Source organism: Euzebya sp. (assembly GCF_964222135.1).
Lineage (GTDB): Bacteria > Actinomycetota > Nitriliruptoria > Euzebyales > Euzebyaceae > Euzebya.
Genome location: NZ_CAXQBR010000048.1, coordinates 1 through 25,127, shown reverse-complemented (window position 1 = coordinate 25,127; position 25,127 = coordinate 1). Strand labels below are relative to the sequence as shown.

The 25,127-nt window shown below is 73.3% G+C and carries 25 protein-coding genes and 1 other RNA gene; 13 read left to right on the top strand and 13 right to left on the bottom strand.

Features of this window, described 5'->3' with window-relative positions:
- Positions 1-194: 194 nt before the first annotated feature.
- The 3 genes from ACEQ2X_RS11090 to ACEQ2X_RS11080 all read left to right on the top strand — a co-directional run bounded on the left by ACEQ2X_RS11090 (position 195) and on the right by ACEQ2X_RS11080 (position 3,729).
- On the top strand, positions 195-1,157 hold the full coding sequence (locus ACEQ2X_RS11090) for a patatin-like phospholipase family protein (protein ID WP_370325874.1): 963 nt from the start codon (positions 195-197) through the stop codon (positions 1,155-1,157).
- A gap of 24 nt (positions 1,158-1,181) precedes the next feature.
- The gene (locus tag ACEQ2X_RS11085) at positions 1,182-3,149 is read left to right on the top strand and encodes a TIM44-like domain-containing protein (protein WP_370325873.1); all 1,968 of its coding nucleotides are present in this window, start codon (positions 1,182-1,184) and stop codon (positions 3,147-3,149) included.
- Between the two features lie 253 nt (positions 3,150-3,402).
- Entirely contained in the window at positions 3,403-3,729 is a 327-nt protein-coding gene (locus ACEQ2X_RS11080; protein WP_370325872.1) for a hypothetical protein, read from the top strand.
- Between the two features lie 24 nt (positions 3,730-3,753).
- On the opposite strand, the gene ACEQ2X_RS11075 is transcribed toward ACEQ2X_RS11080, so the two are convergent.
- On the bottom strand, positions 3,754-5,589 hold the full coding sequence (locus ACEQ2X_RS11075; RefSeq protein WP_370325871.1) for a long-chain fatty acid--CoA ligase: 1,836 nt from the start codon (positions 5,587-5,589) through the stop codon (positions 3,754-3,756).
- A gap of 124 nt (positions 5,590-5,713) precedes the next feature.
- Between ACEQ2X_RS11075 and ACEQ2X_RS11070 the strand changes: the two genes are divergently transcribed.
- A complete protein-coding gene (locus ACEQ2X_RS11070; protein WP_370325870.1) occupies positions 5,714-5,950 on the top strand; it encodes a hypothetical protein in 237 nt (78 codons plus the stop codon).
- Between the two features lie 14 nt (positions 5,951-5,964).
- On the opposite strand, the gene ACEQ2X_RS11065 is transcribed toward ACEQ2X_RS11070, so the two are convergent.
- Both ACEQ2X_RS11065 and ACEQ2X_RS11060 read right to left on the bottom strand, forming a co-directional pair.
- Positions 5,965-7,170 carry a RimK family alpha-L-glutamate ligase gene (locus ACEQ2X_RS11065; protein WP_370325869.1) on the bottom strand — a complete coding sequence of 402 codons (1,206 nt, stop codon included), beginning with the start codon at positions 7,168-7,170 and terminating at the stop codon, positions 5,965-5,967.
- A gap of 12 nt (positions 7,171-7,182) precedes the next feature.
- The gene (locus ACEQ2X_RS11060) at positions 7,183-7,650 is read right to left on the bottom strand and encodes an acyl-CoA thioesterase (protein ID WP_370325868.1); all 468 of its coding nucleotides are present in this window, start codon (positions 7,648-7,650) and stop codon (positions 7,183-7,185) included.
- Positions 7,651-7,716: 66 nt separating this feature from the next.
- On the opposite strand from ACEQ2X_RS11060, the gene ACEQ2X_RS11055 reads away from it, so the two are divergent.
- Together ACEQ2X_RS11055 and ACEQ2X_RS11050 are read left to right on the top strand one after the other, a co-directional pair.
- On the top strand, positions 7,717-8,385 hold the full coding sequence (locus ACEQ2X_RS11055; protein ID WP_370325867.1) for a DoxX family protein: 669 nt from the start codon (positions 7,717-7,719) through the stop codon (positions 8,383-8,385).
- A 53-nt stretch (positions 8,386-8,438) separates the two neighbouring features.
- Entirely contained in the window at positions 8,439-10,085 is a 1,647-nt protein-coding gene (locus ACEQ2X_RS11050; RefSeq protein ID WP_370325866.1) for a glycoside hydrolase family 13 protein, read from the top strand.
- 258 nt (positions 10,086-10,343) lie between these two features.
- Here the strand turns inward: ACEQ2X_RS11050 and ACEQ2X_RS11045 are convergent, their stop codons facing one another.
- Positions 10,344-11,456 (bottom strand): universal stress protein, encoded by a 1,113-nt coding sequence (locus tag ACEQ2X_RS11045; RefSeq protein ID WP_370325865.1) that lies wholly within the window; start codon positions 11,454-11,456, stop codon positions 10,344-10,346.
- A gap of 185 nt (positions 11,457-11,641) precedes the next feature.
- Here ACEQ2X_RS11045 and ACEQ2X_RS11040 point away from each other — a divergent pair, with 185 nt between their 5' ends.
- The 3 genes from ACEQ2X_RS11040 to ACEQ2X_RS11030 are packed head-to-tail and all read left to right on the top strand — an operon-like array spanning position 11,642 to position 13,847.
- A complete protein-coding gene (locus tag ACEQ2X_RS11040; RefSeq protein WP_370325864.1) occupies positions 11,642-12,427 on the top strand; it encodes a class I SAM-dependent methyltransferase in 786 nt (261 codons plus the stop codon).
- Positions 12,418-13,101 (top strand): enoyl-CoA hydratase/isomerase family protein, encoded by a 684-nt coding sequence (locus tag ACEQ2X_RS11035; protein ID WP_370325863.1) that lies wholly within the window; start codon positions 12,418-12,420, stop codon positions 13,099-13,101. The genes ACEQ2X_RS11040 and ACEQ2X_RS11035 overlap by 10 nt, the downstream gene beginning before the upstream one ends.
- Before the next feature lie 53 nt (positions 13,102-13,154).
- Entirely contained in the window at positions 13,155-13,847 is a 693-nt protein-coding gene (locus ACEQ2X_RS11030; protein WP_370325862.1) for an MgtC/SapB family protein, read from the top strand.
- 20 nt (positions 13,848-13,867) lie between these two features.
- On the opposite strand, the gene ACEQ2X_RS11025 is transcribed toward ACEQ2X_RS11030, so the two are convergent.
- The 3 genes from ACEQ2X_RS11025 to soxR are packed head-to-tail and all read right to left on the bottom strand — an operon-like array spanning position 13,868 to position 16,670.
- Complete coding sequence (locus ACEQ2X_RS11025) at positions 13,868-14,905, bottom strand: aspartate-semialdehyde dehydrogenase (protein WP_370325861.1); 1,038 nt, start codon at positions 14,903-14,905, stop codon at positions 13,868-13,870.
- A complete protein-coding gene (locus ACEQ2X_RS11020; protein ID WP_370325860.1) occupies positions 14,902-16,173 on the bottom strand; it encodes an aspartate kinase in 1,272 nt (423 codons plus the stop codon). Before ACEQ2X_RS11020 ends, ACEQ2X_RS11025 begins: the two co-directional genes overlap by 4 nt.
- Before the next feature lie 44 nt (positions 16,174-16,217).
- Positions 16,218-16,670, bottom strand: coding sequence for a redox-sensitive transcriptional activator SoxR (soxR, locus tag ACEQ2X_RS11015; protein WP_370325876.1), 453 nt, complete (start codon positions 16,668-16,670; stop codon positions 16,218-16,220).
- A gap of 106 nt (positions 16,671-16,776) precedes the next feature.
- Here soxR and ACEQ2X_RS11010 point away from each other — a divergent pair, with 106 nt between their 5' ends.
- Both ACEQ2X_RS11010 and ACEQ2X_RS11005 read left to right on the top strand, forming a co-directional pair.
- Complete coding sequence (locus ACEQ2X_RS11010; protein WP_370325859.1) at positions 16,777-17,511, top strand: SDR family NAD(P)-dependent oxidoreductase; 735 nt, start codon at positions 16,777-16,779, stop codon at positions 17,509-17,511.
- Positions 17,512-17,516: 5 nt separating this feature from the next.
- On the top strand, positions 17,517-18,653 hold the full coding sequence (locus ACEQ2X_RS11005; RefSeq protein ID WP_370325875.1) for an S-adenosylmethionine:tRNA ribosyltransferase-isomerase: 1,137 nt from the start codon (positions 17,517-17,519) through the stop codon (positions 18,651-18,653).
- 4 nt (positions 18,654-18,657) lie between these two features.
- Here ACEQ2X_RS11005 and ACEQ2X_RS11000 read toward each other — a convergent pair whose 3' ends face one another.
- Positions 18,658-20,709 carry a S9 family peptidase gene (locus ACEQ2X_RS11000; RefSeq protein WP_370325858.1) on the bottom strand — a complete coding sequence of 684 codons (2,052 nt, stop codon included), beginning with the start codon at positions 20,707-20,709 and terminating at the stop codon, positions 18,658-18,660.
- A gap of 26 nt (positions 20,710-20,735) precedes the next feature.
- Here ACEQ2X_RS11000 and ACEQ2X_RS10995 point away from each other — a divergent pair, with 26 nt between their 5' ends.
- Positions 20,736-21,299, top strand: coding sequence for a GNAT family N-acetyltransferase (locus ACEQ2X_RS10995; protein ID WP_370325857.1), 564 nt, complete (start codon positions 20,736-20,738; stop codon positions 21,297-21,299).
- Positions 21,300-21,408: 109 nt separating this feature from the next.
- Positions 21,409-21,714 (top strand): hypothetical protein, encoded by a 306-nt coding sequence (locus ACEQ2X_RS10990; protein WP_370325856.1) that lies wholly within the window; start codon positions 21,409-21,411, stop codon positions 21,712-21,714.
- 75 nt (positions 21,715-21,789) lie between these two features.
- Here the strand turns inward: ACEQ2X_RS10990 and recR are convergent, their stop codons facing one another.
- The 5 genes from recR to ACEQ2X_RS10965 form a co-directional block, all read right to left on the bottom strand.
- Positions 21,790-22,383 (bottom strand): recombination mediator RecR, encoded by a 594-nt coding sequence (gene recR, locus ACEQ2X_RS10985; protein ID WP_370325855.1) that lies wholly within the window; start codon positions 22,381-22,383, stop codon positions 21,790-21,792.
- Between the two features lie 4 nt (positions 22,384-22,387).
- On the bottom strand, positions 22,388-22,702 hold the full coding sequence (locus ACEQ2X_RS10980; protein ID WP_370325854.1) for a YbaB/EbfC family nucleoid-associated protein: 315 nt from the start codon (positions 22,700-22,702) through the stop codon (positions 22,388-22,390).
- Between the two features lie 66 nt (positions 22,703-22,768).
- On the bottom strand, positions 22,769-24,613 hold the full coding sequence (dnaX, locus tag ACEQ2X_RS10975; protein WP_370325853.1) for a DNA polymerase III subunit gamma/tau: 1,845 nt from the start codon (positions 24,611-24,613) through the stop codon (positions 22,769-22,771).
- Positions 24,614-24,732: 119 nt separating this feature from the next.
- Positions 24,733-24,832: signal recognition particle sRNA small type (gene ffs / locus ACEQ2X_RS10970), an RNA gene on the bottom strand.
- A gap of 55 nt (positions 24,833-24,887) precedes the next feature.
- Positions 24,888-25,127: S16 family serine protease (locus tag ACEQ2X_RS10965; RefSeq protein WP_370325852.1), on the bottom strand; the 240-nt coding region annotated here is incomplete at its 5' end.

The following is a 25,127-nucleotide window of genomic DNA, read 5'->3' as shown; positions in this document are numbered from 1 at the left end:
CGGAACCCCGGAGGGTCCGGGACAACGTGCGGTTGACCGCCGCCGGGGACCGGATGACGTGCGGATGGCTCTCTGCCCGCACCCGACGGCGTGCGGTTCACCGCCGCCGGGGACCCGACGACGTGCGGGCGGTCACGGGTGGTGGCCCGTCCGCCGACCTCGCACGGGGTCGCGGCGGCTAGCCTGCGACGGCGATGGAGTCCAGGCCGGTCGATCTGGTGCTCGGCGGCGGCGGGATCCGCGGGATCGCCCACGTCGGCGCGCTGTCGGTGCTGCTCGAGCACGGCTACCACGTCGGCCGGGTCGCCGGCGCCTCGGCCGGGGCGATCGTGGGGGCGATGATCGCGTCCGGGGCCACCCCGGAGGAGATGAGCCACGCCTTGACCGAACTCGACTGGCGCGCGTTCACCCTGGCCGACATCGCCGGGCGGCTGGCCGACGCCCCGCTGGTCGGCGGCTTCGTGGACCGCCTGAGCCGTGACCGGACGATCGACCCGCTCGAGTGGATCGGCGGCCTGCTCGCCGACCGCGGCATCCAGACCTGGGCCGATCTCCGCATCGAGGACGCCCCCGACTGGGTCCCAGCGGACGAGCGCTACCGCCTGGTGGTCCGCTGCCTCGACGTGGTCCACCGCCGCGTGGTGCGCCTGCCGTGGGACTACCGGCGCTACGGGCTCGACCCCGACGACCAGTCCGTCGCCCAGGCCGTGCGGGCCTCGATGTCGGTCCCGTTCGTCTTCGACCCGGTCCACATCGGCGATCGCGATGCCGGTGGCGGGCTGCTGATCGACGGCGGGCTCGGGGCGGGGTTCGCCGTCGACGCCCTCGACCGCCGCGACGGCCGGCCGCCCGCGCACCCGACGTTCGCCCTCCAGCTGCTGCAGCGCCCGCTGGCCGCGGAGTGGCCCGGCACCGACGTGTCGCTCCTCCGCGCCGTCGTCGCCACGATGGTGGAGACCGGCAACGACATGCAGCCCGTCGGGGCGTGCGAGGAGGCGCGGACGGTCCGCCTCGACGTCTCCCACGCCCGCACGCTCGACGTCCGGATCACCGAGGCGGAGGAGCGCGAGCTGTTCGACATCGGCGCGGACGCGATGGCCCGCTTCCTCGACGGCTGGGACCATGACGCCTACGTGACGGACTGCCGCGGCGCCTGAGCGCGTCGCCTAGCCTGCGGGCCCATGGGCGACCTGTTCGACGCGGGGAGGATCGTGCTGGCGCAGGCCGGCGGCGGCGGCAGCTTCGGCGGCGGGGGTGGCGGCGGCGGCTTCGGCGGCGGGGGTGGCGGGTTCGGCGGCGGTGGCGGGTTCGGCGGCGGCGGGTTCTCCGGTGGCGGTGGCGGATCGGGCGACATCGATCCCCTGTTCTTCTTCGTCGGGCTGGGGATCTTCATCCTGTTCAGCGTCCTGCAGCGGTCCCAGAAGCCGAAGCGCATCACGCGGACGATCCGCCAGGGGGTGAAGGTCCAGGAGCAGGCCCTCCGCCAGCAGGCGTTGACCGCGATCACCCAGCGGGACCCGGCCTTCACGATGGAGACGTTCCTGGAGCGGGCCGGCAACGCCTTCGTCACCACCCAGTACGCCTGGAGCGACCAGGACCTCCGCAGCTGCCGCGCGTTCATCTCCGACGGCGTCCACGAGCGCTTCGGCCTGTACATCGCGATGCAGCAGGCCGAGGACATCCGCAACCGGATGAAGGACGTGGGCATCGCGGGCTGGGAGGTCGTGGCGATCACCTCCGACGCCCACTTCGACACCATCCACGTGCGCTTCACCGCCTCGGCCATCAGCTACAACGAGAGCCTGACGACCGGTCGGCGGGTGTCGGGGAACTCCGACTCGTCCCCGATCACGTTCACCGAGATCTGGTCGTTCTCCCGCCGACCCGGCGTCCAGACGCGCCCCGACGCGTCGATCCTGCAGGGCACCTGCCCGAACTGCGGCAGCGAGATCGGGATCGTCGACCGCGCCGACTGCGGGACGTGCGGGTCGCACGTGAACTCGGGTGCCTACGACTGGGTCCTGACCGAGATCACCCAGGACGAGGAGTGGATCGTGCCGTCGTCCCGCACGATCCCCGGGTGGCAGGAGCTCGCGCAGCGGGATCCGGGCCTGAACGTCCAGCACCTCGAGGACCGCGCGTCGGTCATCTACTGGCGGGCGATGATGGCCGTGTACTTCGCCGACATGGGGTACGTCGCGCCGGTGGTCCCGCCGGGGACCGCCACGCTCCCGCAGCTCTTGAACCCGAACCCCGGCACGTACTGGTTCACGCCCGCCGTCGGCTCGGTCGAGGTCGTCGGCGCCCAGCCTGCCGGGCCCACCGACACCCATGACACCGTCCAGGTCCTGGTCCGCTGGTCGGCCACCCGGGCGAGCGGCGACAAGCGCAGCCCCCGGCTGCTCGACACCCAGCGCATCTACTCCCACGTGCTGGTCCTGCAGCGCAACACCGGCGTCACGTCGGACACCTCCCGGACCTTCACGTCGTTCAGCTGCCGGAGCTGCGGCGCCCCGCTCGACGTCGGCCGCGCCACCGAGTGCGGCTTCTGCGGCACGCCGAAGAACGACGGGTCCACCTCGTGGATCCTCGTCGACGTCGTGTCCCACGCGCGGCTGCGGAGCGTCCTCGAGCAGGCGGCCCGCGCCGAGCAGGTCAGGACCGCCGCCCCCGACTCCCCCGAGGCCGCGCGGCTCGAGGCCGACCGGCTGCTCAACGAGCCCGAGCTGCTCATCGCGCTCGTGCAGCTGGCCTCGACCGACGGGGTGCTGCACGACGCCGAGCGGCGCTACATCGAGCAGCTCGCCATCTCGCGCGGGATGTCCCGGGCGCGCTTCATGCAGATCGTCGACGGCGCGGAGGAGGCGGGCGAGGTCCAGCTGCCCGACGACCCGGCACAGGCGCGGGCGTTCATGCTGCACCTGATCCGCGGCGCGCTGATCGACGGCCAGGTCTCGTCCGACGAGCGCACCCTGCTGCTCCGGGTCGGCCAGCAGCTCGGGTGGGTCGAGGCCGACCTGGACATGGCGATCAAGGCCGAGCGCAACCGGCTCTACCAGCAGGCGAAGTCCATCGTGCGCCAGGGCCCCGCGACGGTGCAGGACATCACCCCTCCCCCTCCCCCACCGCCACATCGCGACGGCGGTTGAGCCCGCCCACGCCCCCACCGCCTCATCCACACGGATCGACCACGATCGAGGTGGGTGGAGGGGTCTGTGGTGGTCGATCGGTGAGGTCAGGCCTCACGGACCTGGGCCCGATAGCGGCACGTACGCCAACACCACGAACCGTGATGGTCAATCGGTGCTGGTGACGTAGTCACTCCGACCCGCTCGCCGGCCAGGGGAGCTACAGAACGTTATCGGAACAGGACTCACCGTAGTACCCCGCCAGCAGCCCTGCATGCCTCGCTCTGCCACCCGGGCGGCGCTGACGATCGTCAGCCTGCTCGTCCTCGCCTGCACCGCCCTCCCCGCCGTCGCCCAGGACGTCGAGGACCCCGCGCCGTCGCCGTCCCCCACCGAGAGCCCCCAGCCCGAGGGGGAGGACGAGGGGGACGACGACGGGGACGAGGGGCACGGCAGGGGGAGCGGACGCGGGGCCCACGGCCGTGTGGAGCTGTCCGCTGGCGAGGCGTCCGCGTTCCTCGCCCCGGCGGTCGCCCACGCCGGTGAGGACCTGACCGTCCACCCGTCACCGACGACGTGCTGGCGGACGCGGTCACGCTGATCGAGGGCTGACGCCGCGGGACCGTCAGTCCTTCTTCCCCGCGTACATGTCGTCGATCGTGTCGGCGTACCGCTCGGTCACCACGTTGCGCTTGACCTTGAGCGACGCGGTCAGGGTGCCGTCGTCGATCGTCAGCGGCTCGACCAGCGACCAGTACTTGATCGTCTCGAAGCTGGCGAGGTCGGCGTTGACGGACTGGACGTGTCCCTCGATCGCCTTCGCGACCTCGGGGTGGTCCTGGTCCGCCGGGATCCCCTTGGCCGCCGCCCAGTCCGCCAGCTCCTCGGGGTCGACGGAGATGAGCGCGGTGCAGTAGTTCCGGGTGTCGCCGACGACGACGGCCTCCTGGATGATCGGGAGGAGCTTGAGCGACCCCTCGATCTTCGCCGGCGCGACGTACTTGCCGCCGGAGGTCTTGATCAGCTCCTTCTTCCGCCCGGTGATGGCGAGGAACCCCTCGTCGTCGATCGAGCCCTCGTCACCGGTGTGGAACCAGCCCTCGTCGTCGAACGCCTCGGCGTTCGCGTCCGGCCGGTTCAGGTAGCCGCCGAACACGTTGGCGCCCTTGGCGAGGATCTCCCGGTCCTCGGCGATCTTCAGCTCGACGCCGGGGAGCGCCGGACCCACTGTGCCGAGCTTCATCCGGCCCGGCCGGTTCGCGGTCAGGCCGGGGCAGGTCTCGGTCAGCCCGTACGCCTCGAGGAGGTCCATGCCGAGGGACAGGAAGAACGCGTGGACCTCTCGGTCGAGGGGCGCGGACCCGCTCAGCAGCGCCGAGGCCCGGTCCATGCCGACGCGGGCGCGCAGCTTCGAGAGCACGACCTTGTCGACGAGCTGGTACTGCAGGTTGAGGAGCGGCGGCAACGACCGGCCCTCCGAGCGGTACGGGATCGTCTTCCGCCCGGTCGACACGGCGAAGCCGAACAGCTTCTGGCGGAGGGGCGGTGCCGCCGCGACGGTGTTCTCGATCTTCGACTTCATCTTCTCGTAGACGCGGGGGGCGGCCGGGAAGAACCCGGGGCGCGTCTCGCGGGCGTCGTCGGCCAGGGTCGGCACGGAGGAGATGACGAGCGGGAAGTTCAGCGCCGGCCCGGCGAACTGGATCAGCCGACCGAAGGAGTGGGCGAGGGGGAGGAAGAGGAACAGCCCGCCCTCGCGGATGTCGTCGCTGAGGATCGCCGCCTCCTGGACGCTGTCGACCATCGCCAGGTGGTTGGTGTGGGTCTGGATGACGGCCTTCGGGGGACCGGTCGTGCCGGAGGTGTAGGTGTACGTCGCGGTCTGCTCCGGGGTCGCGGCGTCACGCCGGCGGGACAGCTCGTCGCGCATCTCGTCGAGCCGCTCGCGACCGCGGGCCTCGAGGTCGGCGAGGGACTCCCAGTCGTCACCCTCGCTCGCCCCCGCGGGGTCGATGACGACGACGTGCTCGAGGACCACCTGGTCCGCCGAGTACGTCGTGTCGACGAAGGTGAAGCCCTTCCGCATCGCGCGGATCTTCTCGAGCTGGCCGGCGTCGTCGACGATCACCAGCCGGATCTTGGTGTCGACGTGCGCGTACCCGACCTCCTCGGGGTGCAGCGAGGCGTAGATCGGCACGGTCTGCAGGCCGACGGACAGCGCGGCGAAGTCGCAGGTGATCCAGTCCTCCGACGTCTGGCCCAGGATCCCGATCACGTCGTTGTCCGCCAGGTCGACGGCGGTCAGGATCCCGGCGGCGATCGCATCAGCCCGGTCGGCGACGTGGCGCCAGGTCCGATCGGTCCAGGTCCCGCCGACCTTCGTGCGGATCCCGACGTCGTTCGGGTTCGCCGCCGCACGGTCGTGCAGCAGCTCGGCGAGGGTGTTGACTCGTGAGGCCATCGGTGCTCCCGGCTCTGAGGGCTCTGGGTCGTGTCCGCGGGCGGTCGCCCGCTCCCCGCGGAGTGTAGTCAGCCGCCGTCCGGGCGGCGTACCGTGGCGGGGACGACGACGCGAGGAGCTGGCCGTGCACGACGTACCGGATGCAGGTGACGACGCCGTCCGCGATCCCAACCTCGACGGTCTCTACGCCCAGCGGCTCCTGCCCGCCTGGTACCAGCCGGCAGCCATGCCGACCCAGGTGCGCGGCTGGCGCCGCGTCGCCGCCTGGACCGTGGTGGCGATGCTGCTCGTGACCGTCACCGCGGGCATCTGCCTGACCTTCGGGCCCGACGAGATGTGGCGGGTTCTCGGGACGACCTGACGCCCGCCCCCACCTCAGGACCCGTCGGCGTACTCCGCGGGGATCGGCTCGTCCGGCAGCGGCTGGACCTTCGGGCGGCGCCGGCGCCGGCGGGCGGGGACCAGGTCGCGCATCGACTCGAGCTTCCCGAAGCAGACCAGCCGGTCGCCGGCCTCCATCTCGCGGCTGCCCTTGGGGTTCGGGATGACCTTGGGTCCGCGGTTGAGGGTGAGGACCTTGATGTCGCGGTCCGCGAGGCCCTCGTCGAGGGTCTTGCCGACCAGGGACGACCCGTCGTGGATGTGGACCTCGCTGACGCCGTAGGCGGTCGAGATCGACAGGCGCTGGCGGACGTCGAGCTCGGGGAATGCCACCTGGCTGGCGCAGAAGTCGATGATCGCGCCGGCGACGTCCAGGCCGGTGGCGGTCTCGATCCCCTCGAGCCCCGGTGAGGAGTTGACCTCCATCACCAGCGGGCCGCGGTCGGATTCGAGCATGTCGACCCCGGCCACCCGCAGGCCCATGATCTGGGCCGCCTGGACGGCGACGCGGCTGTACTCGTCGTCCAGCTCGACCAGCTCGGTCCGGCCGCCCCGGTGCACGTTCGAGCGGAACTCGTCGCCCTGGGCGACGCGCCGCATGGCGGCGACGACGCGGTCGCCCACCACGAGCGCGCGGACGTCGCGGCCCCGCGACTCGGCGATGAACTGCTGGATCAGGACGTTCTGGCTGGTGGACTGCAGGGTCTCGACGACGGCCTCGGCGACCTTGTTGTCCGGGGCGAGGATCACCCCGATGCCCTGGGTCCCCTCGAGCAGCTTGATCACGACCGGTGCGCCGCCCACCCCCTCGATGGCCGGCTTCACGTCCTTGCGGTCCCGTACGAACATCGTCCGCGGGATGCCGATCTCGTGACGCGAGAGGATCTGGATCGACCGCAGCTTGTCGCGGGAGTTGGCGATCCCCGCCGCCGTGTTCGGCGTGTACACGTCCATCTGCTCGAACTGGCGCACGACCGCCAGCCCGAAGAACGTCACCGACGCGCCGATGCGCGGGATCACCGCGTCGTAGTCGCTGAGCTGCTTGCCGCGGAACTGCAGGTCCGGCTCGTCCCCGGCGAGGTCGATGCCGAAGCGGAGGGTGTTGAGCACCCTGGCCTCGTGCCCGCGCTCGAGCGCAGCGACCTTCAGCCGCTGGGTCGAGTAGGCGTTCGGCGAGCGCGACAGGATCCCGAGCTTCATACGGGCCGCACCCTACCGGCTGGGGCGCCCCTCGGGTCCGCGCGATGGGCCTCGACCGGACAGGTCGGCCGAGAGGACCTCGCGGAAGGCGTCCGGCAGCGGGGCCGGACGGCGGTCCTCGCCGAGGTGGACCAGCACGTTCGTCGAGGTGGTCGCGCAGGTGTCGCCGTCGAACACGCCGACGCCGACGGTGAACGACGACGTCCCCACCCGGAGCACGCGGCAGCCGATGCGCACCCGTGCCGGGTAGTACAGGTCGGCGCGGAAGTCGATGTCGAGGTGGGCGAAGGTGATGGTGCCGAACTCCACGCCCGACCGGCGGGCCATCTCGTAGCCGAAGGCGATGCGCCCGCACTCCACCAGGGCGGTGTGCGCGACGTTGTTGACGTGCCCGACCATGTCGGTGTCGGAGAACCGCACGTTCTCCTCGGTGAAGAAGTCGTAGGTGGAGGGGTCGGCCAGGTCGAGGTCGGTGGACATGGTGGCCGATGATCCCACCTCGACGCGTCCGGTTGAAACCCGGCCCGGTGGGATATGGGAGTGGACATGCACCTCATCCGCACCGCTGCCAGGGCCATGCTCGCGTCGATGTTCATCTACGGGGGGATCGATCAGGTCCGCAACGCGAGGTCGTACACCTCCGTCGCGGCGGACGTGACCGGACCCGTGTCGGATGCCGTCGAGCAGCTGCCCGACGACACCGAGCAGCTCGTGCGGGCGAACGGGGTGGTGCAGGTCGGTGCCGGCCTCGCGCTCGCCACGGGCACCTTCGCCCGACCCGCGGCGCTGGCCCTCGCCGGGACGCTCATCCCGACGACGGCGGCAGGTCACCGCTTCTGGGAGGCCGACGAGGAGGCCACGCGGACCCAGCAGACGATCCACTTCCTGAAGAACGTGTCGATGCTGGGCGGTCTGGTGATCGCCGCGCTGGACACCGAGGGGAAGCCGAGCGCCGCCTGGCGTGCCCAGCACGCCGTCGAGCACGCGAACACCCTCGCCGAGCACCGGCGTGAGGTCGCCGGCCTGCAGGCCGAGCTCGCGCGGGAGCGCACCCGCGCCGCCGCGGCCGAGACCCGCGCCAAGGTCACCGCCACCGCCCGGCAGGCGAAGCGGGACGCCAAGGCGGCCGCGAAGGCCGGCAAGTCCCTCGGCGGCGTGGCGAAGACCTCGGGCCGCACCGTGAAGCGGGCGGTCACCTCGGTCCTGCCGTTCTGACCCCGCTCTGACCCCGTTCGCCGGACCCGGCTGCCGCTAGCATCGCGCGGCCTATGGGAGCGACCTCGCACAGCGGACACGACGACCACGTCCCGTGGTGGCGCCACGGCGTCGTCTACCAGGTCTACCTCCGGTCCTTCGCCGACGGGAACGGCGACGGGGTCGGGGACATCGCCGGCCTCCGCAGCCGGCTGGGGTACCTGTCGGACCTCGGCGTCGACGCGATCTGGATCACGCCGTGGTTCGTGTCACCGAACCACGACGGCGGGTACGACGTGGCGGACTACCGGGACATCGACCCCCGGTACGGCACGCTGGCCGACGCCGAGCAGCTGATCGACGACGCCCACGGCCACGGCATCAAGGTCATCATCGACCTGGTCCCCAACCACACGTCCACCGAGCACCGCTGGTTCGCAGAGGCCGTCGCCGCCCCGCCCGGCGACCCGGCGCGGGACCGCTACGAGATCCACCCCGGGAGGGGACCCGACGGGGCCGAGCCGCCGTCGGACTGGCGGTCGGTGTTCGGCGGTCCGGCCTGGGAGCGACTCGACGACGGCGAGTGGTACCTCCACCTCTTCGCGCCGGAGCAGGCGGACCTCAACTGGGACAACCCGGAGGTGCAGGAGGAGTTCCTGGATGTCTTCCGGTTCTGGCTCGACCGGGGCGCCGACGGGGTGCGGGTCGACGTGGCGCACGGGCTGGTGAAGGACAAGTCCTTCCCGTCCCTGCCCGACCACGTGCGGATCGTCGAGCTCGAGCGCGACGAGCGCCACCCCTACTGGGACCAGGACGGGATCCACGAGATCGTCCGCGGCTGGCGCGCGCTGATGGACACCTACGACGGCGACCGGATGATGGTGGCCGAGGCGTGGGTGCTCCCCGAGCGGCTCGGCCTCTACCTGCGTTCCGACGAGTACCACCAGTCCTTCAACTTCGCCCTCGTCGAAGCGGGGTGGGACGCCGCCGTCTGGCGCGACCTGGTCGACCGCTCGATCGCCGCGGTCGCCTCGGTCGGGTCGACGCCGACCTGGACGCTGTCGAACCACGACGTCATGCGCCACACGACCCGCTTCGGCCTGCCCGACCCCGGGGAGTGGAGGGAGTGGCTGGTGGCCGGCGACCCCGCCGACCTCGACGAGGAGGCCGGCCGGCGACGCGGGCTGGCCGCCACGATGCTGGTGCTCGCGCTGCCCGGCTCGGCGTACCTCTACCAGGGGGAGGAGCTGGGGTTGCCCGACGTGTGGGACCTGCCTGAGGACGTCCTCGACGACCCGGTGTTCTTCCGCTCCGACGGCGAGGAGAGGGGGCGCGACGGCTGCCGGGTCCCGCTCCCCTGGACCGACGAGCCCCCGTACTTCGGCTTCTCCGACGGCGGGGCGTGGCTGCCCCAACCCGACCGGTTCGGGCCCCTCGCCGTCGCCCGCCAGCAGGGGGACCCGGGCTCCGCGCTCGAGCTGCACCGGCGCGCGCTCGAGCTGCGCCGCGCCCACGCGCCCGCCGACACCGCGCTCGAGTGGCTGGACCTCGACCTCGGCGAGGACGTGCTCGCCTTCCGCCGGTCGTCAGGGCTGGTCTGCGTCACCAACTTCGGGCGGGTGCCGGTGCCGCTGCCCTCCGGCGAGGTCGTCCTCAGCACCGCACCCGTCGAGGACGGGACCGTGCCGGGCGACGCCACCGCGTGGCTGCTCGAGCGCTGACCCGCTGATCCCCGGCCAGCCGGGCTGGCGACCGGCCCCCTCGAAGCTGCCGACCCAGGTCCGCGCCCGGTCGAGGGCCAGCCACGCCGCCGTGGTGTCCCGCAGGTCCGCGTCACCGCCATCGGCGAGCTGCTCCCGGACCTGCCACGCGTGCAGCAGCGCGGCCAGCGCGGCGTCGAAGGGCGTGGTGGTCGCCATCGCCACCGACCATAGGCCCGCCCGACGGGCCACCGGCGGGTCCACTGCCCGCGGCGGGCGTCAGCCGCTGTCGCCGTCGACCAGGCGGTAGTCGAGGCTGGTCGCCCCGATCTGCCAGCGGGCGTCGTCCAGCTCGACCATGATCGCGCTGAGCGCCGCGGCCGGGCTGGTGGCGCGGACCTCGACCGTGCCGACGATGACCTGGGTGCCGTCCTCTCCGGCGCGGACGCGGTGACCGAGGACCGACCCGACCAGTCGGACCGCCGTCGCGATGCGCGGCCACGCGTCGTCGACGTCGCCCGGCACCGTCATGGCCACCTCGACGACGTGGGGGACGTCCTCCTCCTGCTCGGGCCTGGGCTCGACGAGCATGCCCGCGTCCTTGACGGCGGTCACCACGTCCACGGGTTGGGCGGGTCCGACGTCGATCGCGACGAGCTGCCAGCACCGCGGGGTCGCCCAGGCGATGTGGGTCGTGGCGTTCCGCAGCCCGTCGGCGGTCGGCGCGACCGGGGTCACGACGATGTCGCCGGTGCGGCTGACGTGCTCGAGGGCGCGGGGGATGTCGACCTCCGACCGGACCGTCGGCACCGACCCCGTCTGCAGCGCGTCGGGCAGGGGCAGGTCGGGGTCGCCGCTGCGGACGACCAGCAGGGACGACGTCGTCGCCGCGCGGAGGCGTTCGGCGAGCTCGACGGCCAGGTCGACCCCGCGGCGGCCGGACGCCGACAGGTGGTCGTCGCCGAGGGGCAGGAGCACGCGCCCGAACTCGTCGACGGCGGGGCGGACCACGGCGAGGGGCACCCGCGAGCGGCCCATGATCGAGTCGATCAGCTCGCCGAAGACGTTGTGGGACGTCGACTCGCCCTGCCACCCCATCACGACGAGGCTGGCGTCGTGGACGTCGACGGCGTCCAGCACCGCGGTCGGGACGCGCTGGCCGTGCACGACCTCGGCGCGGGCCTCGACCCCGAGGTCGCGAGCGGCGTGCGCCGCGAGGTCGACCGCGCGCTTGGCCACCGCGGTCGCGGCGGCGTCCTGGCCCGGCGTGGCCACCGAGACGGGCACCACCGTCCCGCCGTCGGGGCGCGCCACCATCGCGGCCAGACGTCCCAGCCACGGCGCGGTCGTGGGGCTGGCGAGGGGTACGACGACCACACGTCCCAGGCTCACGCGGACCCTACCTTCCTATGGTCACACGCCGTCGAGTCGCGCCTCACCGGGCCAACGCTAGCAGGGTCGCCCCCGGCGAGGCCGGCCGCGACGTGCGCCAGGTGCCCGCGGTCACCTAGCCTCGGGGCGATGCGGACCGACGATCCCCCGACCCGGGCGGCCCTGGACGACGTCGCGGCGGCCCGGTGGCGGTGACCGGGTCGGTGGACGGGTGGGATCCCGCTGCGTACGGGGACGACTGGGCCGCGGACTACGACGCGGTGACCGCGCACCTGGCCGACGACGCGGCGGCGGCCGTGCGCTTCGTGCTGGCGCGCACCCCGCCGGGCAGCCGGGTCCTCGAGCTCGGGGTGGGGACCGGCCGGGTCGCGCTGCCCCTCGCGGCGGCGGACCGCGAGGTCGTCGGCGTCGACGCGTCCGCGCGCATGTTGGACGTCCTGACGTCCAAGCCGGGCGGCGACCGCGTGCGCGCGGTGCGGGGCGACATCGTCGAGCCACCGGTCGCGGGCCCCTTCGCGGCCGTGCTGATCCTGTTCAACACCCTGTACCTGCTGCCAGCGCAGGCAGCCCAGGTCGCCTGCCTCGCGCGCGCCGGCGCGGTCCTCGCCCCCGACGGCGTCGTCGTCGTCGACGCCGCGGTGCCCCGTCCGGACCTGCTCGTCGAGGGCGTGGGCGGACCGGGTGCGGCGGCTGGCCACGTCGCCCTGGCGGTGTCCGACCACGACCCGGTCGCGCAGGTCATGACCGCCGCGCACGTCGTGATCTCCCCCGACGGGCCCCGGACCCTCCGCACGCGGCTGCGCTACGCCCACCCCGCCGAGATCGACCTCATGGCGCAGCTCGCGGGCCTGACCCCGGTCGAGCGGTTCGCGGACTTCGACGGTGCGCCGCTCGACCGCGACGCGGTGCGCCACATCACCACCTACGCCGCCGTCGGGCGGCCGGACGAGAGGAGCGAGTCGTGGAGCTGACCGTCGACGGCGAGGTGCAGATCCTCACCCTGGACGCCGACCACCAGGTCCTGAACCCGGCCACGGTCGCCGCGTGGGGGGACGTGCTCGACCGCATCGACGCGCTCGAGGGTCCCGCGGCCCTGGTGATCACCGGGTCCGGGAGGTCCTTCCACCAGGGCCTCGACCTGCAGGCGATGTCGACGCTGGGCGAGGGTACCGGCGACTTCATCCGCTCCGTCCACCAGCTGTTCGGTCGACTGCTCCGCCTCGACCTGCCGACGGTCGCGGCGGTCAACGGCCACGCGCAGGCCGCCGGGGCGATGCTGGTCCAGTGCGCCGACCTCCGCATCATGCGCGCCGAGCGCGGGTGGTTCCGGCTGCCCGAGGTCGAGCTGGGTCTGCCCTTCACGGTCGTGATGCAGCACCTCCTGGCCACCCGGCTGCCCCACCCCGGCCAGCACCGGCTGATGGTCCTCGGCGAGCAGGTCGGCGGGGCCGACGCCGCCCGGCTCGGGGCGGTGGACCACGCGGTCGAGGGGGAGGACGCCGCGCTCGCGGTCGCGGTCGACCGCGCGGCAGCCCTCGCCCGGTTCCGGGGCCCTACCCTCCACACGATCCGCACGCGGCTGTACGCCGACCTGCTCGCGGTCATCGACGCCGACCTCGACCGGGCGGACCCCTTCAGCCACTGAGGCCCCGCAGGGCCCCTGGGTGACGGTGGCCGCGCACCGGGTAGGAGGTGTGGGTGGACGTCCTGACGACCGTCGACTGGACCCCGGTGTGGCGCATCCTCCTCGCCGCCGGCCTGGCCCTCCCCATCGGCCTCGAGCGGGAGGTCCGCGGCAAGGCCGCCGGCCTCCGCACGCTGCTGCTGCTCGCCGCCGCCGCCGGGACCCTCGGCTGGCTGTCGGTGACCGCGGGCGAGGCGCACCCGAACTCCGACGCCACCCGCATCGCCTCCTACACCATCGCGGGGATCGGGTTCCTCGGCGCAGGTCTGATCTTCGGCATCCGCGGTCGGCTGTACGGCCTCACCACCGCGGTCGCCGCCTTCACGGTGACGGCGATCGGCCTGACCGCCGGCATGGGCTACCCGCTCGCCGCCACCGCGCTGACCGTCGTGGCGCTGCTCGCCCTGCGCCCCGCGGACTGGGTGAAGGCCCGCACGTACGCGCGCTGGACCCGGGCCGAGGCGACCTTGCACGTCGTGGTCTCACCCGACGGCGGCCTGGACCGGATCCACCTGGCAGTCGCCGGCAGCCGGGCCGAGCTGCGGGCGCTCGAGTTCACCCCGCTCGAGGACGGCCGGCTGGTCGTGCAGATGACCGTGCGCGGCAAGGACGACGACATCGAGGACCTGTCCCACCGCATCCGCGCGGAGGACGGCGTCCTCGGCCTGGCGACGGTCGCGGGCGCCGCGCAGACGATCGGCGACTAGCGCGTCAGGTCGCTGACAGGTCAGATGTGGCCCCGGGCCACCAGCTCCTCGGCGATCTGGACGGTGTTGAGCGCGGCGCCCTTCAGGAGGTTGTCGCCCACGCACCAGAAGTTGAGGGACCGCTCGTCGTGCAGGTCCTCGCGGACGCGCCCGACCGCGACCTCGTCGCGACCGGCGAACTCGAGGGGCGTGGGGAGGTCGGCCACGACCATGCCGGGGAACCCGTCCAGCACCTCGAGCGCGCCCTCGCGGGTCACCGGCGAGGCGAACGTCGCGCGGACGGCGGCGGCGTGGCCGGCGACGACCGGGACGCGCACGCAGGTCGGCGCGACCTCGAGGTCGGCGATCCCGAGGATCTTGCGGGACTCGTTGAGCAGCTTCAGCTCCTCGTCGGTGTACCCGTTCTCCTGGGCGGTCCCGAGCAGCGGGACGACGTTGAAGGCGATCGGGGCGGCGAAGGTCCGCGGCTCGACGAGCTTCGCGGCGGCCTGGCCGTCGGTGCGCAGGCTGTCCCACGCGCCGGCGAGCGGCTCGATCTGGTCGTGCAGCTCGTCGATGCCGGACTGGCCGGCGCCGCCGGCCGCCTGGTAGCTGCTGACGACCATCGACACCAGGCCGAAGGCGTCGTGGAGCGCCTTCAGCGGCAGCATCACCGCCATCGTGGTGCAGTTCGGGTTCGCGACGATGCCCTTGGCGGGGCGCTCGGCGAGCAGGTCGGCGTTGACCTCGGTGACGATCAGCGGGACCTCGGGGTCCATGCGGAACGCCGAGGAGTTGTCCACGACGATGGCGCCCGCCTCGACCGCCCGCGGCGCGTGCTCGAGCGAGCGGCCGCCGCCCGCGCTGAACAGCGCCACGTCGACGCCGTCGAAGGCATCGGGCTCGCTGAGCGCGCGGACCGTGATGTCGCGGTCGCGCCAGCGGATCACCCGGCCGGCGGAGCGCTCGCTGGCGAGCAGCACGAGCTCGTCGAGGGGGAAGTCCCGCCGGTCGAGCAGGCGGCGGAGGTCCTGGCCGACGGCGCCGGTGGCGCCGGCGATCGCCACGGTGCGGGTCATGCGTTGGCTCCTTCGATGCTGACCGGGGTGCCGCTGTCGAGGCCGAAGGCGGTGTGGATCGCGGTGACCGCGGTCTCGACGTCCGCCTCGTCGACCACGACGGAGATCCGGATCGTGGAGGTGGAGATCATCTCGATGTTGACGCCGGCGTCGCTGAGCGCGGTGAACATCCGCGCCGCCACCCCGGGGTTGGTCTTCATGCCGGCGCCGACGAGGGACACCTTGCCGATCTGGGAGTCGACCTCGAGGCCCGCCGCGCCGACGTCCACCAGCAGCGGTTCGAGGACGTCCCGCGCCGTCTTCGCGTCGGTCAGCGGGATGGTGAAGGTCATGTCCGTCGTGCCGGTCGCGGAGACGTTCTGGACGATCATGTCGACGTTGACGTTCGCCTCGGCGAGGACGGTGAACACGCGGGCGGCGACGCCGGGCTTGTCCGGGACGCCGCGGACGGTGACCTTGCCCTCCGAGCGGTCGTGGGCGACGCCGGAGATGATGGCCTGCTCCATGGGGGTTCCTCCTGGTCGGGCGTGGACCCAGGTGCCGTCGTGGTGGGAGAAGGACGAGCGGACGTGGATGTCGACGCCGTGGTTGCGGCCGAACTCGACCGAGCGGGTGTGGAGGACGCCGGCGCCGTGGGCGGCCAGCTCCAGCATCTCCTCCGCGGTGATGTGGTCGACCTTCCGCGCCGTGGGGACGATCCGCGGGTCGGCGGTGTACACCCCGTCGACGTCGGTGTAGATCTCGCAGACGTGGGCGCCGAGGGCCGCGGCGAGCGCCACCGCCGTCGTGTCGGTGCCGCCGCGCCCGAGCGTCGTCACGTCCTTGGTCTCGCGCGACACGCCCTGGAAGCCGGCGACGATCACGACGTGCCCGCCTGCGAGGGCCTCGGTGATCCGCCCCGGCGTGATGTCGAGGATCTTCGCCTTGCCGTGGACGGTGTCGGTGATGATCCCGGCCTGGGACCCGGTGAACGAGCGCGCCGACAGCCCCTCCTCCTGGATCGCCATCGCGAGCAGGGCCATCGAGATCCGCTCACCCGCGGTCAGGAGCATGTCCAGCTCGCGACCCGGCGGGTGGGGTGAGATCGCCTCGGCCTGGCGGATCAGCTCGTCGGTGGTCTTGCCCATCGCGCTGACCGCGACGACCACGTCGTTGCCCGCCCGCTTCGTCCGCGCGATGCGGTCGGCGACCCGCGCGATGCGGTCGGTGTCGGCGACGGACGTCCCGCCGTACTTCTGCACGATGATGGGTGCGCTGGGACCGCTCATGGTCCGCCAGATGGTAGCGGCTGGGCGCCTGCCGCCTCGGGCGCTCAGGTCGTCTGATCGGCGGTGGGGTGGAGCGGTCCGGGGAGGAACACCGCCCCGGTCCCGCGGCTGGCCACCACGTCACCGGGGTTCGAGATCCGACAGCGCTGCAGCGACAGGCAGCCGCAGCCGATGCAGCTGTCGAGCCCGTCGCGGAGGGCCTCCAACGCCTGGATCTCCGCGTCGAGCCGCGACTGCCAGCGACGGGAGATCCTCGTCCAGTCGGCCTTGGTCGGCGTCCGTCCGCGCGGCAGCTGGCCGAGGGCCTCGGCGATCTCCTCGAGGGTCAGGCCGACGTGGCGGGCCGCAGCGATGAACGCGAGTCGCCGCAGCACGTCGCGGTGGTAGCGGCGTTGCCCTCCCGCCGTGCGCTCCGCGTCGATCAGGCCCCTCCGCTCGTAGAAGCGGAGGGCGGAGGGGGCGAACCCGCTGCGGTCCGCGACCTCGCTGACGGTCATCTGCTCCGTGGGCACCGGGCACCTCCTGCTGGAACCACTTGACTTGAAGTCAACTTCAAGTTCTACCGTCGCGCAAGATCCATCGACGACCCACCCGGAGAGCCCCATGTCCCCCACCCCCACCCCCACCCGCACCGCGATCGTGACCGGCGCCTCCCGCGGGCTCGGCCTCGCGCTGACGAGCGCGCTGTCCCGCGACGGCTGGCGCGTCGTGGCCACCGCCCGGACCGCCGACGACCTGGTGGCCGCGACCGCTGGCCTGCCCGGGGTGACCGCCGTGGCGGGCGACGTGGCGGACGCCGACCACCGCCACCGGCTGGTCGCGACCGCCGGTCCGCGCCTGGACCTGCTGGTCAACGGCGCGAGCCTGCTCGGCCCGAGCCCCCTCCCCCGCCTCGCCGACGTCGCCCTGTCAGCGCTCCGCGAGGTGCTCGAGGTGAACGTGGTCGCACCCCTCGGCCTGGTCCAGACCGCCCTCCCGGCCCTGCGCGCAGCCGGTGGGATCGTGATCGACGTCACGTCGGATGCCGCCGAGGGCGACTGGGAGGGGTGGGGGACCTACGGGGCCTCCAAGGCCGCGCTCGACCGGGTGAGCGCCGTGCTCGGGACCGAGGAGCCCCAGCTGGCGGTCTACGCCCTGGACCCCGGTGACATGCGGACCCGGATGCACGCCGACGCCTTCCCGGGCGAGGACATCAGCGACCGCCCGCTGCCGGAGGCGGTGGTCGGCCCGATCCTCGACCTGGTCGCCCGGCGGCCGTCCAGCGGCCGGTACCGCGTGGCGGACCTGGCTGTGGCGGACCTGGCTGTGGCGGCCCGCCCGGAGGAGGTGCGCGCGTGACCGCGATGCTCCGGCCCGGGACGCGGTTCACCGTCCCGCAGGACCGGTGGGCGACCGAGCCGCCCGAGCGGCGGGGGCTGGCCCGCGACGAGGTGCGCCTGCTCGTGGCCGGGTCCGACCGGCTCTCCCACGGACGGTTCGTCGACCTCCCGCGCCACCTCCGACCCGGCGACCTGCTGGTGGTGAACACCTCGGCGACCCGCCCGGCGGCGATCGACGGGACCGCCGACCCCGGACCGCTCGTCGTCCACCTCTCCACCGCCCACGACGACGGCACCTGGACCGTCGAGCTGCGGCGCAGCCGCAGTGAGACACAGGCGGGGGGGCACCCCGGATCGGCCGCAGGCCGGGACGGGGTGGGCCAGCTGCGGCGCAGACGCGGTGAGGGACGGGCCGGCGGGGACGGGCCGGTGCTCGACGCCGGGCCGGGCGACCTCGTCGCGCTCACGGGTGGGGGGCACCTCCGCCTGCTGCACCCCGTCGCCGCGGGCCCGGGAGGTCGGGGGGTGCGCCTGTGGCGGGCGGGGATCACCGTCGACGGGCGGATCAGCGACCACATGGCCGCGCACGGCCGCCCGATCCGGTACGGCGCGACCGGCGCGGTCGGGCTCGACGCGTACCAGACCGTCTTCGCGCGACACCCCGGGTCGGCCGAGATGCCGTCGGCCGGACGGCCCTTCAGCCACCGGCTGGTCGCCGAGCTCGTGAGCCGCGGTGTCGGGATCGCCCCGGTCACGCTGCACGCCGGCGTGTCCTCCCAGGAGGCCGGCGAGCCGCCGCAGCCCGAGTGGGCCGACGTGCCCGCCCCGACCGCGGCGCGCGTGGACCTCGCCCGCCGGCTCGGCCACCGCGTCATCGCCGTCGGCACGACCGTCACCCGGGCGCTCGAGGCCGCCGCCGACCGGCGCCCGGGCCACGGCATCGCCGCCTTCAGGGGCTGGACGGACCTGGTCGTCACCCCCGAGCGCGGCGTCCGCGTCGTCGACGGGATCATCACGGGGTGGCACGAGCCGGAGGCCAGCCACCTCCTGCTGCTCGAGGCCGTCGCCGGGCCCGAGCTGGTCCGGCGCGCCTACGGGGCGGCCCTCGACGGCCCGTACCTGTGGCACGAGTTCGGCGACAGCGCCGTGTTCCTGCCGTGAGCGCCTACCCCGACCCCGGGACGACGCCGAGCGCCACCAGCAGGAAGGTGAGGCTGCGCGCCTCGTCCCGCCACGCCTCGTAGCGACCGCTGGGGCCACCGTGACCGGCGCCCATCTCGGTGCGGAGGAGCAGGGGCCGCGTGCCCGTCGACACCTCCCGCAACCGGGCGACCCACTTGGCGGGCTCGTGGTAGCTGACGCGGGGGTCGTTCAGGCCGGCGGTCACGTACAGGGCCGGGTAGTCGGCCGGGACGGTGTTGTCGTACGGCGAGTAGCTGAGCATGGTGGAGGCGTACGGCTCGACGCGGGGGTCGCCCCACTCCTCCCACTCGGTCACGGTCAGGGGGAGGGTCGGGTCCGACATCGTCGTGACGATGTCCACGAACGGGACCTCGGCGACCGCCGCGGCGAAGCGGTCGGGCCGCATCGTGATGCACGCGCCGACCAGCAGCCCACCGGCCGAGCCCCCGCGGATCGCGAGCCGGTCCGGGGCCGACCAGCCGGTGGCGACCAGGTGGTCGGCGGCGGCCAGGGTGTCGGTGAACGTGTTCCGCTTGTGCTCGAGCTTGCCGTCGAGGTACCAGCGGCGGCCGCCCTCGCCCCCGCCGCGCGGGTGCACCAGCGCGAAGGTGACCCCGCGGTCGAGCAGGCTGAGCCGGGCCACGCTGAAGACGGCCGGGATGGAGATCTCGTAGGAGCCGTAGCCGTACAGCACGCACGCGGCGGTGCCGTCCACCGGCGTGTCCACGTGGCGCACGACGTCGACCGGTACGCGGGTCCCGTCCTCGGCCGTCGCCCACAGCCGATCGGCGGTGTACGCGTCGAGGTCGACGTTCGGGGTCGGCTCGCGGCGCACCAGCCGGCGCTCGCCGGTCCTGACGTCGACGTCGTAGGTCGACCGCGGCACCGACATCGACTCGACGCCGACGCGGAGGACGTCGGTCTCGTAGATCCGGTTCGCGCCGATCGTGACGTCGTGGGGCTCGTCGAGGACGTCGACGACGCGGCTGGTGCCGTCGCGGAACCGCACCTCGACCTCCCGCGCCATGTCCCGCCAACTGAGGATCGCCAGGTGGTCGGCGAACGGTGCGGCGGCGACGATGCGGCGACCGGGCTGGTGGGCGACCAGCTCCTCCCACTCCCCCGGCGCGTCGAGGGGCGCGGTCATCACCCGGAAGTCCTCCGCGCCGTCGTTCGTGACGATGACGAACCGGTCGCCCCAGTGGTCGACGTCGTACTCGACGCCCTCGGCCCGCGGGCGCACGACGCGTGGGGTCGCGGTCGGGTCGTCCGCTGGCAGCACCCGGACCTCGCTGGTGGTCTTCGAGCTCGAGGCGATGACGATCCAGTCCCCGCTGCGGGTGTCGCCGATGCCGACGAAGAAGCGCTCGTCGTCATCGCGGAGCACCTCCACGTCGTCGTCCTGGCTGGTGCCCAGGCGGTGGCGCATCACCCGGTGGGGTCGCTCCTGGGCGTCCGGCACCGCGTCGAAGAGGTGCTGGCAGTCGGCGGACCACGCCGACCCGCCCCACGCGGTGTCGACCAGCACGTCGTCGAGGTCGACACCGGCGTCGATGTCGCGGATGCGGATGGTGTAGCGCTCGCGGCCCGTCGTGTCCGATCCCCAGGCCGCCAGGCGGTGGTCGGGGCTGACGTCCAGCACACCGAGCTCGAAGAACGCGTGCCCCTCCGCCTCGTCGTTGACGTCGAGGACGAGCTGGTCGCCGGCGTCGTCCGCGCTGCGGCCGCGGGTGAGGATGACGTAGTCCCGTCCCTCCTCGGTCCGCCGCTGGTACCACCACCCACCCGGGTGCGGCGTCGGCGCCGACGCGTCGGTCTCCTGCACCCGCGAGCGGATCTCGGCGTAGACCTCCTCGACCAGCTCGCCATGTGGGGCGAACCACGCGTCGGCGTGGGCGTTCTCCGCCTCGAGGTAGGCGATGGTGTCCGGGTCCTCGCGGGCGCGCAGCCAGGCGTGGTGGTCGACCACGTCACCGGTGGGGCGGCTCCAGGTGTGGGGGACGCGCTTGGCGACGGGAGGCGTGGGAGAGGTCATGGCGGCGAAGGGTACGGTCCCGCGACATGGCTGCCTTCTTCGCCCCCGAGCGGCTCGAGACCGATGCGTTCACGCTGCGCTGCTACCTCCCGGGCGACGGCGCCGCCCTGGCCGACGCGACGACCTCGTCCTACGACCACCTGCGCCCGTGGATGGGCTGGGCCAGCGCCGACCAGACCGTCACGCAGTCCGAGGAGCTGGTCCGGCGGTTCCGTGCGGACTACCTGGTCAACGCCGACTTCGTCCTCGGCATCTGGGCGCCCGACGGATCGGCGCTGTGGGGCGGGACGGGCTTCCACCGCCACGGCGGCGTCGAGCGGGGGGTCGCCGAGATCGGGATGTGGATCCGCGCGGACCGGGCCGGGCGGGGCCTCGGCACCGCCGCGCTGCGGGCCGTGCTGGGCTGGGGGTTCGACGCCTGGCCGTGGGAGCGCCTCGCGTGGCACTGCGACGAGCGGAACACCGCCTCGCGACGGACGGCGGAGGCTGCAGGGATGCGCCATGAGGGGGCCCTCCGCGGCGACGTGCCGGAGGTCGGGGAGGGACGGCGCACGACGCTGGTCTACGGGCTGACCCGCGCCGACGTGTGAAACCTGCCTGACAGGTCATCGACCCGTCGACCGGTGGTTCCGAAGGGACTAGTCATCCACGGTGGTACCAGACACCGCCCGTGGTGTCCTTCACCAGGAGGTAGCTTCGATGAGCGCCGTAACGGATCGCATCGACATCGCCCGGATCGTCCACGACCGACCTGAGCAGCTGGCGGGCTTCACCATCGTCGCCACCGACGGCGAGGCCGGCCAGGTCGCCGACGCGCCCAAGCAGGACGAGGTCGACGACCAGCACCTGGTCGTCCACGTCGGCACCAAGCTGTTCGGCAGCGACGTGGTCGTCGAGACCGACGTCATCTCGAGCGTCGACGCCCAGGCCCGCGAGGTCCACGTGGACCGCATCGCCGACTGGGTCAAGTCCTCGCCCAAGCTCAAGCACTACGAAGCCGTCTGACCCGCACGACCTGGTACGGGCCCGGACTCACACGGGGGGCCGGGCCCGTGCCCGCACGAGGTCCTGCCGGCCCCGCTACATCGACGTCCGGCCGGCGAAGGCCCGGCCGAGCGTGATCTGATCGGCGTACTCGAGGTCGCCGCCGACCGGCAGGCCGGAGGCGATCCGGGTCACCGACACGTCGAGGTCGGCGAGCTGGCGGCGGAGGTAGCTGGCCGTCGTCTCCCCGTCGACAGTCGGGTTGAGGGCGATCACCACCTCGGTGACCGGCTCCTCGCCCAGGCGCCGGATCAGCTCGGCGATGTGCAGCTTGTCCGGCGTGATCCCGTCGATGGGCACGATCAGGCCGCCGAGGACGTGGTAGCGACCGCGGAACTCCCCGGTCTTCTCGATCGCCTGGACGTCCCGCGGCTCGGCCACCACGCACAGCACCGCCTCGTCGCGCTTCGCGTCGCGGCAGATGCGGCACTCCTCGGCTGCCGCGACGTTGAAGCAGCGCCGGCAGAAGTGGACGTCGCGGGCGGCCGCCAGGATCGCGCCGGCCAGCCGCTCGGCGTCCGTCCGCTCGACGCCGAGCAGGTGGAAGGCCAGGCGCTGAGCGCTCTTCGGACCCACGCCCGGCAGGCGGCCGAGCTCGTCGATCAGCGCCTGGACAGGCCCCTCGTACAACTCCCTAGACGAGACCCGGGGGGAGGCCCAGGCCGCCGGCGATGCCGCCCATCATCTCGCCCTCGAGCTCCTTCGCGGCGCGCACCGCCTCGTTGCAGGCGGCCACCACCATGTCCTGGAGCATCTCGACGTCGTCGGGGTCGACCGCGTCGGGGGCGATGGTCACCGACACGAACTCGCCGGCGCCGTTGACGACGGCTTCGACCATGCCGCCGCCGGCGCTGCCCGTCACCTGCTTGGCGGCGAGCTCCTCCTGCGCCTTCTGCATCTTCTTCATCATGGCCTGCGCCTGGCGCATCATGGCCTGCTGGTTGCCCATCGTCTGCAGCGCTCCTGGGGTTGGCCGGCTGGGGGGTCGCCCGACTCACACGTCGGGGGGTCGAGCCTAACGGCCGCCGGTGTCCTCCACGACCCGGGCGCCCAGCCCCTCCACGAGCGCCTCGATGGCCTGGTCGTGAGCGACCTCGTCGTCGGTGATCTCGCCGGCGGCTTCCGCTGCTTCGTGGTTGATGACCGCCGACGCCTCGTCATCGACCACGACCTCAGGGGGGTCGGGTGCACCGTCCCCGACCACGGCGCGCACGCGGTAGCGGGTGCCCACGACTGACTGCACGACCTCGGCGATGGCGGCCGCCGTCTGGGCGTCCTCCGCCTGCTTGGCGTGGAAGTCGAAGGGGAACTGCAGCACCAGGGCGCCGTCGGCGATCGCGACCGGGGTGCCCTGCCCGACGATCGCCTGGACGCGCTTGGAGGTGCTGCCCAGCGTCGACAGGATCGCCGCCCACGCGTCGACGACGCGACCGAGGTCATCGGCGCCACCGTCGGGGGCGGGTCCGCCGGCCGGCTCCGGCTGGGCCTCGGGCGTCGGCTCCGACTCGGGCTCGGCCGTCGGCTCGGGCTCGGCCGTCGGCTCCGGCTCGGGGGTCGGGACCTCGGGTTCGGGAGTCGGCTCGGGTTCGGCCGTCCGCTCGGGTGCGACTGTCGCCTCCGGTCGAGGGTCCGGGCTCGGCTCCGGTCCGGGGGTCGTCGCGGCCGCGGGTGCAGGTGCGGCTGCAGGTGCGGGTGCCGGACCGGCGACCGGTGGCCGGTCGGCGAGCATCGCCTCGAGCCGGTCGAGCCTGGCCGCCAGCGCCCCCGGGTCGCCCCCCGACTCGGGGATCGCGGCCTTGGCGAGGGCCAGCTCGAGGGCCAGCTGGGTGTTGCCGCGACGCATCTTGGGCTGGGCGTCGTTCAGCAGCTCGACCGCGCGCAGCAGGTCAGCGGTGCCGGTCCGCTCGGCCTGGGCGGCCAGCTCGGCGACGCGGTCGGGTGTGGCGTCCACCAGCCCCGCGTCCGGCGCCGCCCGCAGCAGCAGCAGCGACCGGAGGTGCGCGACCGCGTCCGTCGCGAACTGGCGGAGGTCGGTCCCGGAGTCGGCGACCTGCTGCACCAGCTGCAGGATCCCCGCCACGTCCGATCCGGTCAGCAGCTCGGCCATGCGGTCGAGCAGCGCGGCGGGGACGCTGCCGAGGACCTCGGCCACGCCCTCCGGGGTGATCGTCGGTCCGGTGAAGGCCACCACCTGGTCGAGGACGCTGAGGGTGTCCCTCGCCGACCCGTCGCCCGCGGCGACGATGGACTGCAGCGCGTCGCCGGTGAAGGTGAAGCCCTCGAGCTCGGCGATGTGGCGGCAGTGGTCGGCGAGCTCGGCGGCGGGGATGCGCCGCAGGTCGAAGCGCTGGGTGCGGCTGAGGACGGTGGGGAGGACCTTGTGCGGCTCCGTGGTCGCGAACACGAAGACGACGTGGGACGGCGGTTCCTCGATGGTCTTCAGGAACGCGTTCCACGCCGCGTTCGACAGCATGTGGCACTCGTCGACGATGTAGACCTTGGTGCGCGCCTGCGCCGGGGAGAACGCGACCCGGTCGCGGAGGTCCCGCACGTCGTCGACCCCGTTGTTCGACGCGGCGTCGATCTCGATCACGTCTGGGCAGGTGCCCTCGCGGATCGACGTGACGATGGGGTCGTCCGGCGGGGGCGTCGACGTCGGCCCGTCGGTCGCGTTCAGGGCCATGGCGAGCAGCCGGGCCGACGAGGTCTTGCCGGTGCCGCGCGGTCCGGTGAACAGGTAGGCGTGGTGCCACGTGCCGCTGTCGACCGCCCGGGCGAGCGTGCGGGTCACGTGGTCCTGCCCCACCACCTCGGCGAACGACCCGGGGCGGTACTTGCGGTACAGCGAGACGTGCGCCACGCGCGCTACCCCTTCCGACGACGATCCGGTTGCCTCGATTGCACCCTAGAGGTGGGGTGGGACGGCGCGCACGGCCGGTCCACAGGCCCGGATGCAGACCGCCGCGGTCACGACCGGACGGACCCGCGGCGTGACCGTGGCGCCCACCGCGTACCGCTTATGGCTGCTGCCTTCCGGCCCTGACCAGGTTCACGGCGCGATGTCGCACGGGACCTCGGATCCGCCCGGCGATGACCGCGGCGGACCGCCAAGCCTAGCAGCGGCCCGCGCGACCTCACCCCGACGACGCCGGTGCGGCGAGCGCCTCCACCGCGTCGGCGACCGACCCGACGGCGATCACCTCGATGGTCGTGGCGGCCCGCCGCGCCTCGTCCGCGTGCGCCTCGGGCACCAGCACCACGTCGGCGCCGGCGGCCTCGGCGCCGAGCACCTTGTCCGCGACGCTGCCGACGGTCCCGACGCGACCGTCGGCGTCCACGGTGCCGGTGCCGGTGATCACCCGACCGCCGGCGAG

Bases quoted from the DNA above. Each gene is read 5' to 3' on its own strand.
- ACEQ2X_RS11020 (WP_370325860.1), bottom strand. From the start codon at position 16,173: ATGAGCGGTCCCAGCGCACCCATCATCGTGCAGAAGTACGGCGGGACG.
- ACEQ2X_RS11065 (WP_370325869.1), bottom strand. From the start codon at position 7,170: ATGAAGCTCGGGATCCTGTCGCGCTCGCCGAACGCCTACTCGACCCAG.
- ACEQ2X_RS11085 (WP_370325873.1), top strand. From the start codon at position 1,182: ATGGGCGACCTGTTCGACGCGGGGAGGATCGTGCTGGCGCAGGCCGGC.
- soxR (WP_370325876.1), bottom strand. From the start codon at position 16,670: ATGACCGTCAGCGAGGTCGCGGACCGCAGCGGGTTCGCCCCCTCCGCC.
- ACEQ2X_RS11050 (WP_370325866.1), top strand. From the start codon at position 8,439: ATGGGAGCGACCTCGCACAGCGGACACGACGACCACGTCCCGTGGTGG.
- ACEQ2X_RS11090 (WP_370325874.1), top strand. From the start codon at position 195: ATGGAGTCCAGGCCGGTCGATCTGGTGCTCGGCGGCGGCGGGATCCGC.
- ACEQ2X_RS11060 (WP_370325868.1), bottom strand. From the start codon at position 7,650: ATGTCCACCGACCTCGACCTGGCCGACCCCTCCACCTACGACTTCTTC.
- ACEQ2X_RS11025 (WP_370325861.1), bottom strand. From the start codon at position 14,905: ATGACCCGCACCGTGGCGATCGCCGGCGCCACCGGCGCCGTCGGCCAG.
- ACEQ2X_RS11005 (WP_370325875.1), top strand. From the start codon at position 17,517: ATGCTCCGGCCCGGGACGCGGTTCACCGTCCCGCAGGACCGGTGGGCG.
- ACEQ2X_RS10995 (WP_370325857.1), top strand. From the start codon at position 20,736: ATGGCTGCCTTCTTCGCCCCCGAGCGGCTCGAGACCGATGCGTTCACG.
- ACEQ2X_RS11055 (WP_370325867.1), top strand. From the start codon at position 7,717: ATGCACCTCATCCGCACCGCTGCCAGGGCCATGCTCGCGTCGATGTTC.
- ACEQ2X_RS10980 (WP_370325854.1), bottom strand. From the start codon at position 22,702: ATGGGCAACCAGCAGGCCATGATGCGCCAGGCGCAGGCCATGATGAAG.
- ACEQ2X_RS11000 (WP_370325858.1), bottom strand. From the start codon at position 20,709: ATGACCTCTCCCACGCCTCCCGTCGCCAAGCGCGTCCCCCACACCTGG.
- ACEQ2X_RS11080 (WP_370325872.1), top strand. From the start codon at position 3,403: ATGCCTCGCTCTGCCACCCGGGCGGCGCTGACGATCGTCAGCCTGCTC.
- ACEQ2X_RS11075 (WP_370325871.1), bottom strand. From the start codon at position 5,589: ATGGCCTCACGAGTCAACACCCTCGCCGAGCTGCTGCACGACCGTGCG.
- ACEQ2X_RS11010 (WP_370325859.1), top strand. From the start codon at position 16,777: ATGTCCCCCACCCCCACCCCCACCCGCACCGCGATCGTGACCGGCGCC.
- ACEQ2X_RS10990 (WP_370325856.1), top strand. From the start codon at position 21,409: ATGAGCGCCGTAACGGATCGCATCGACATCGCCCGGATCGTCCACGAC.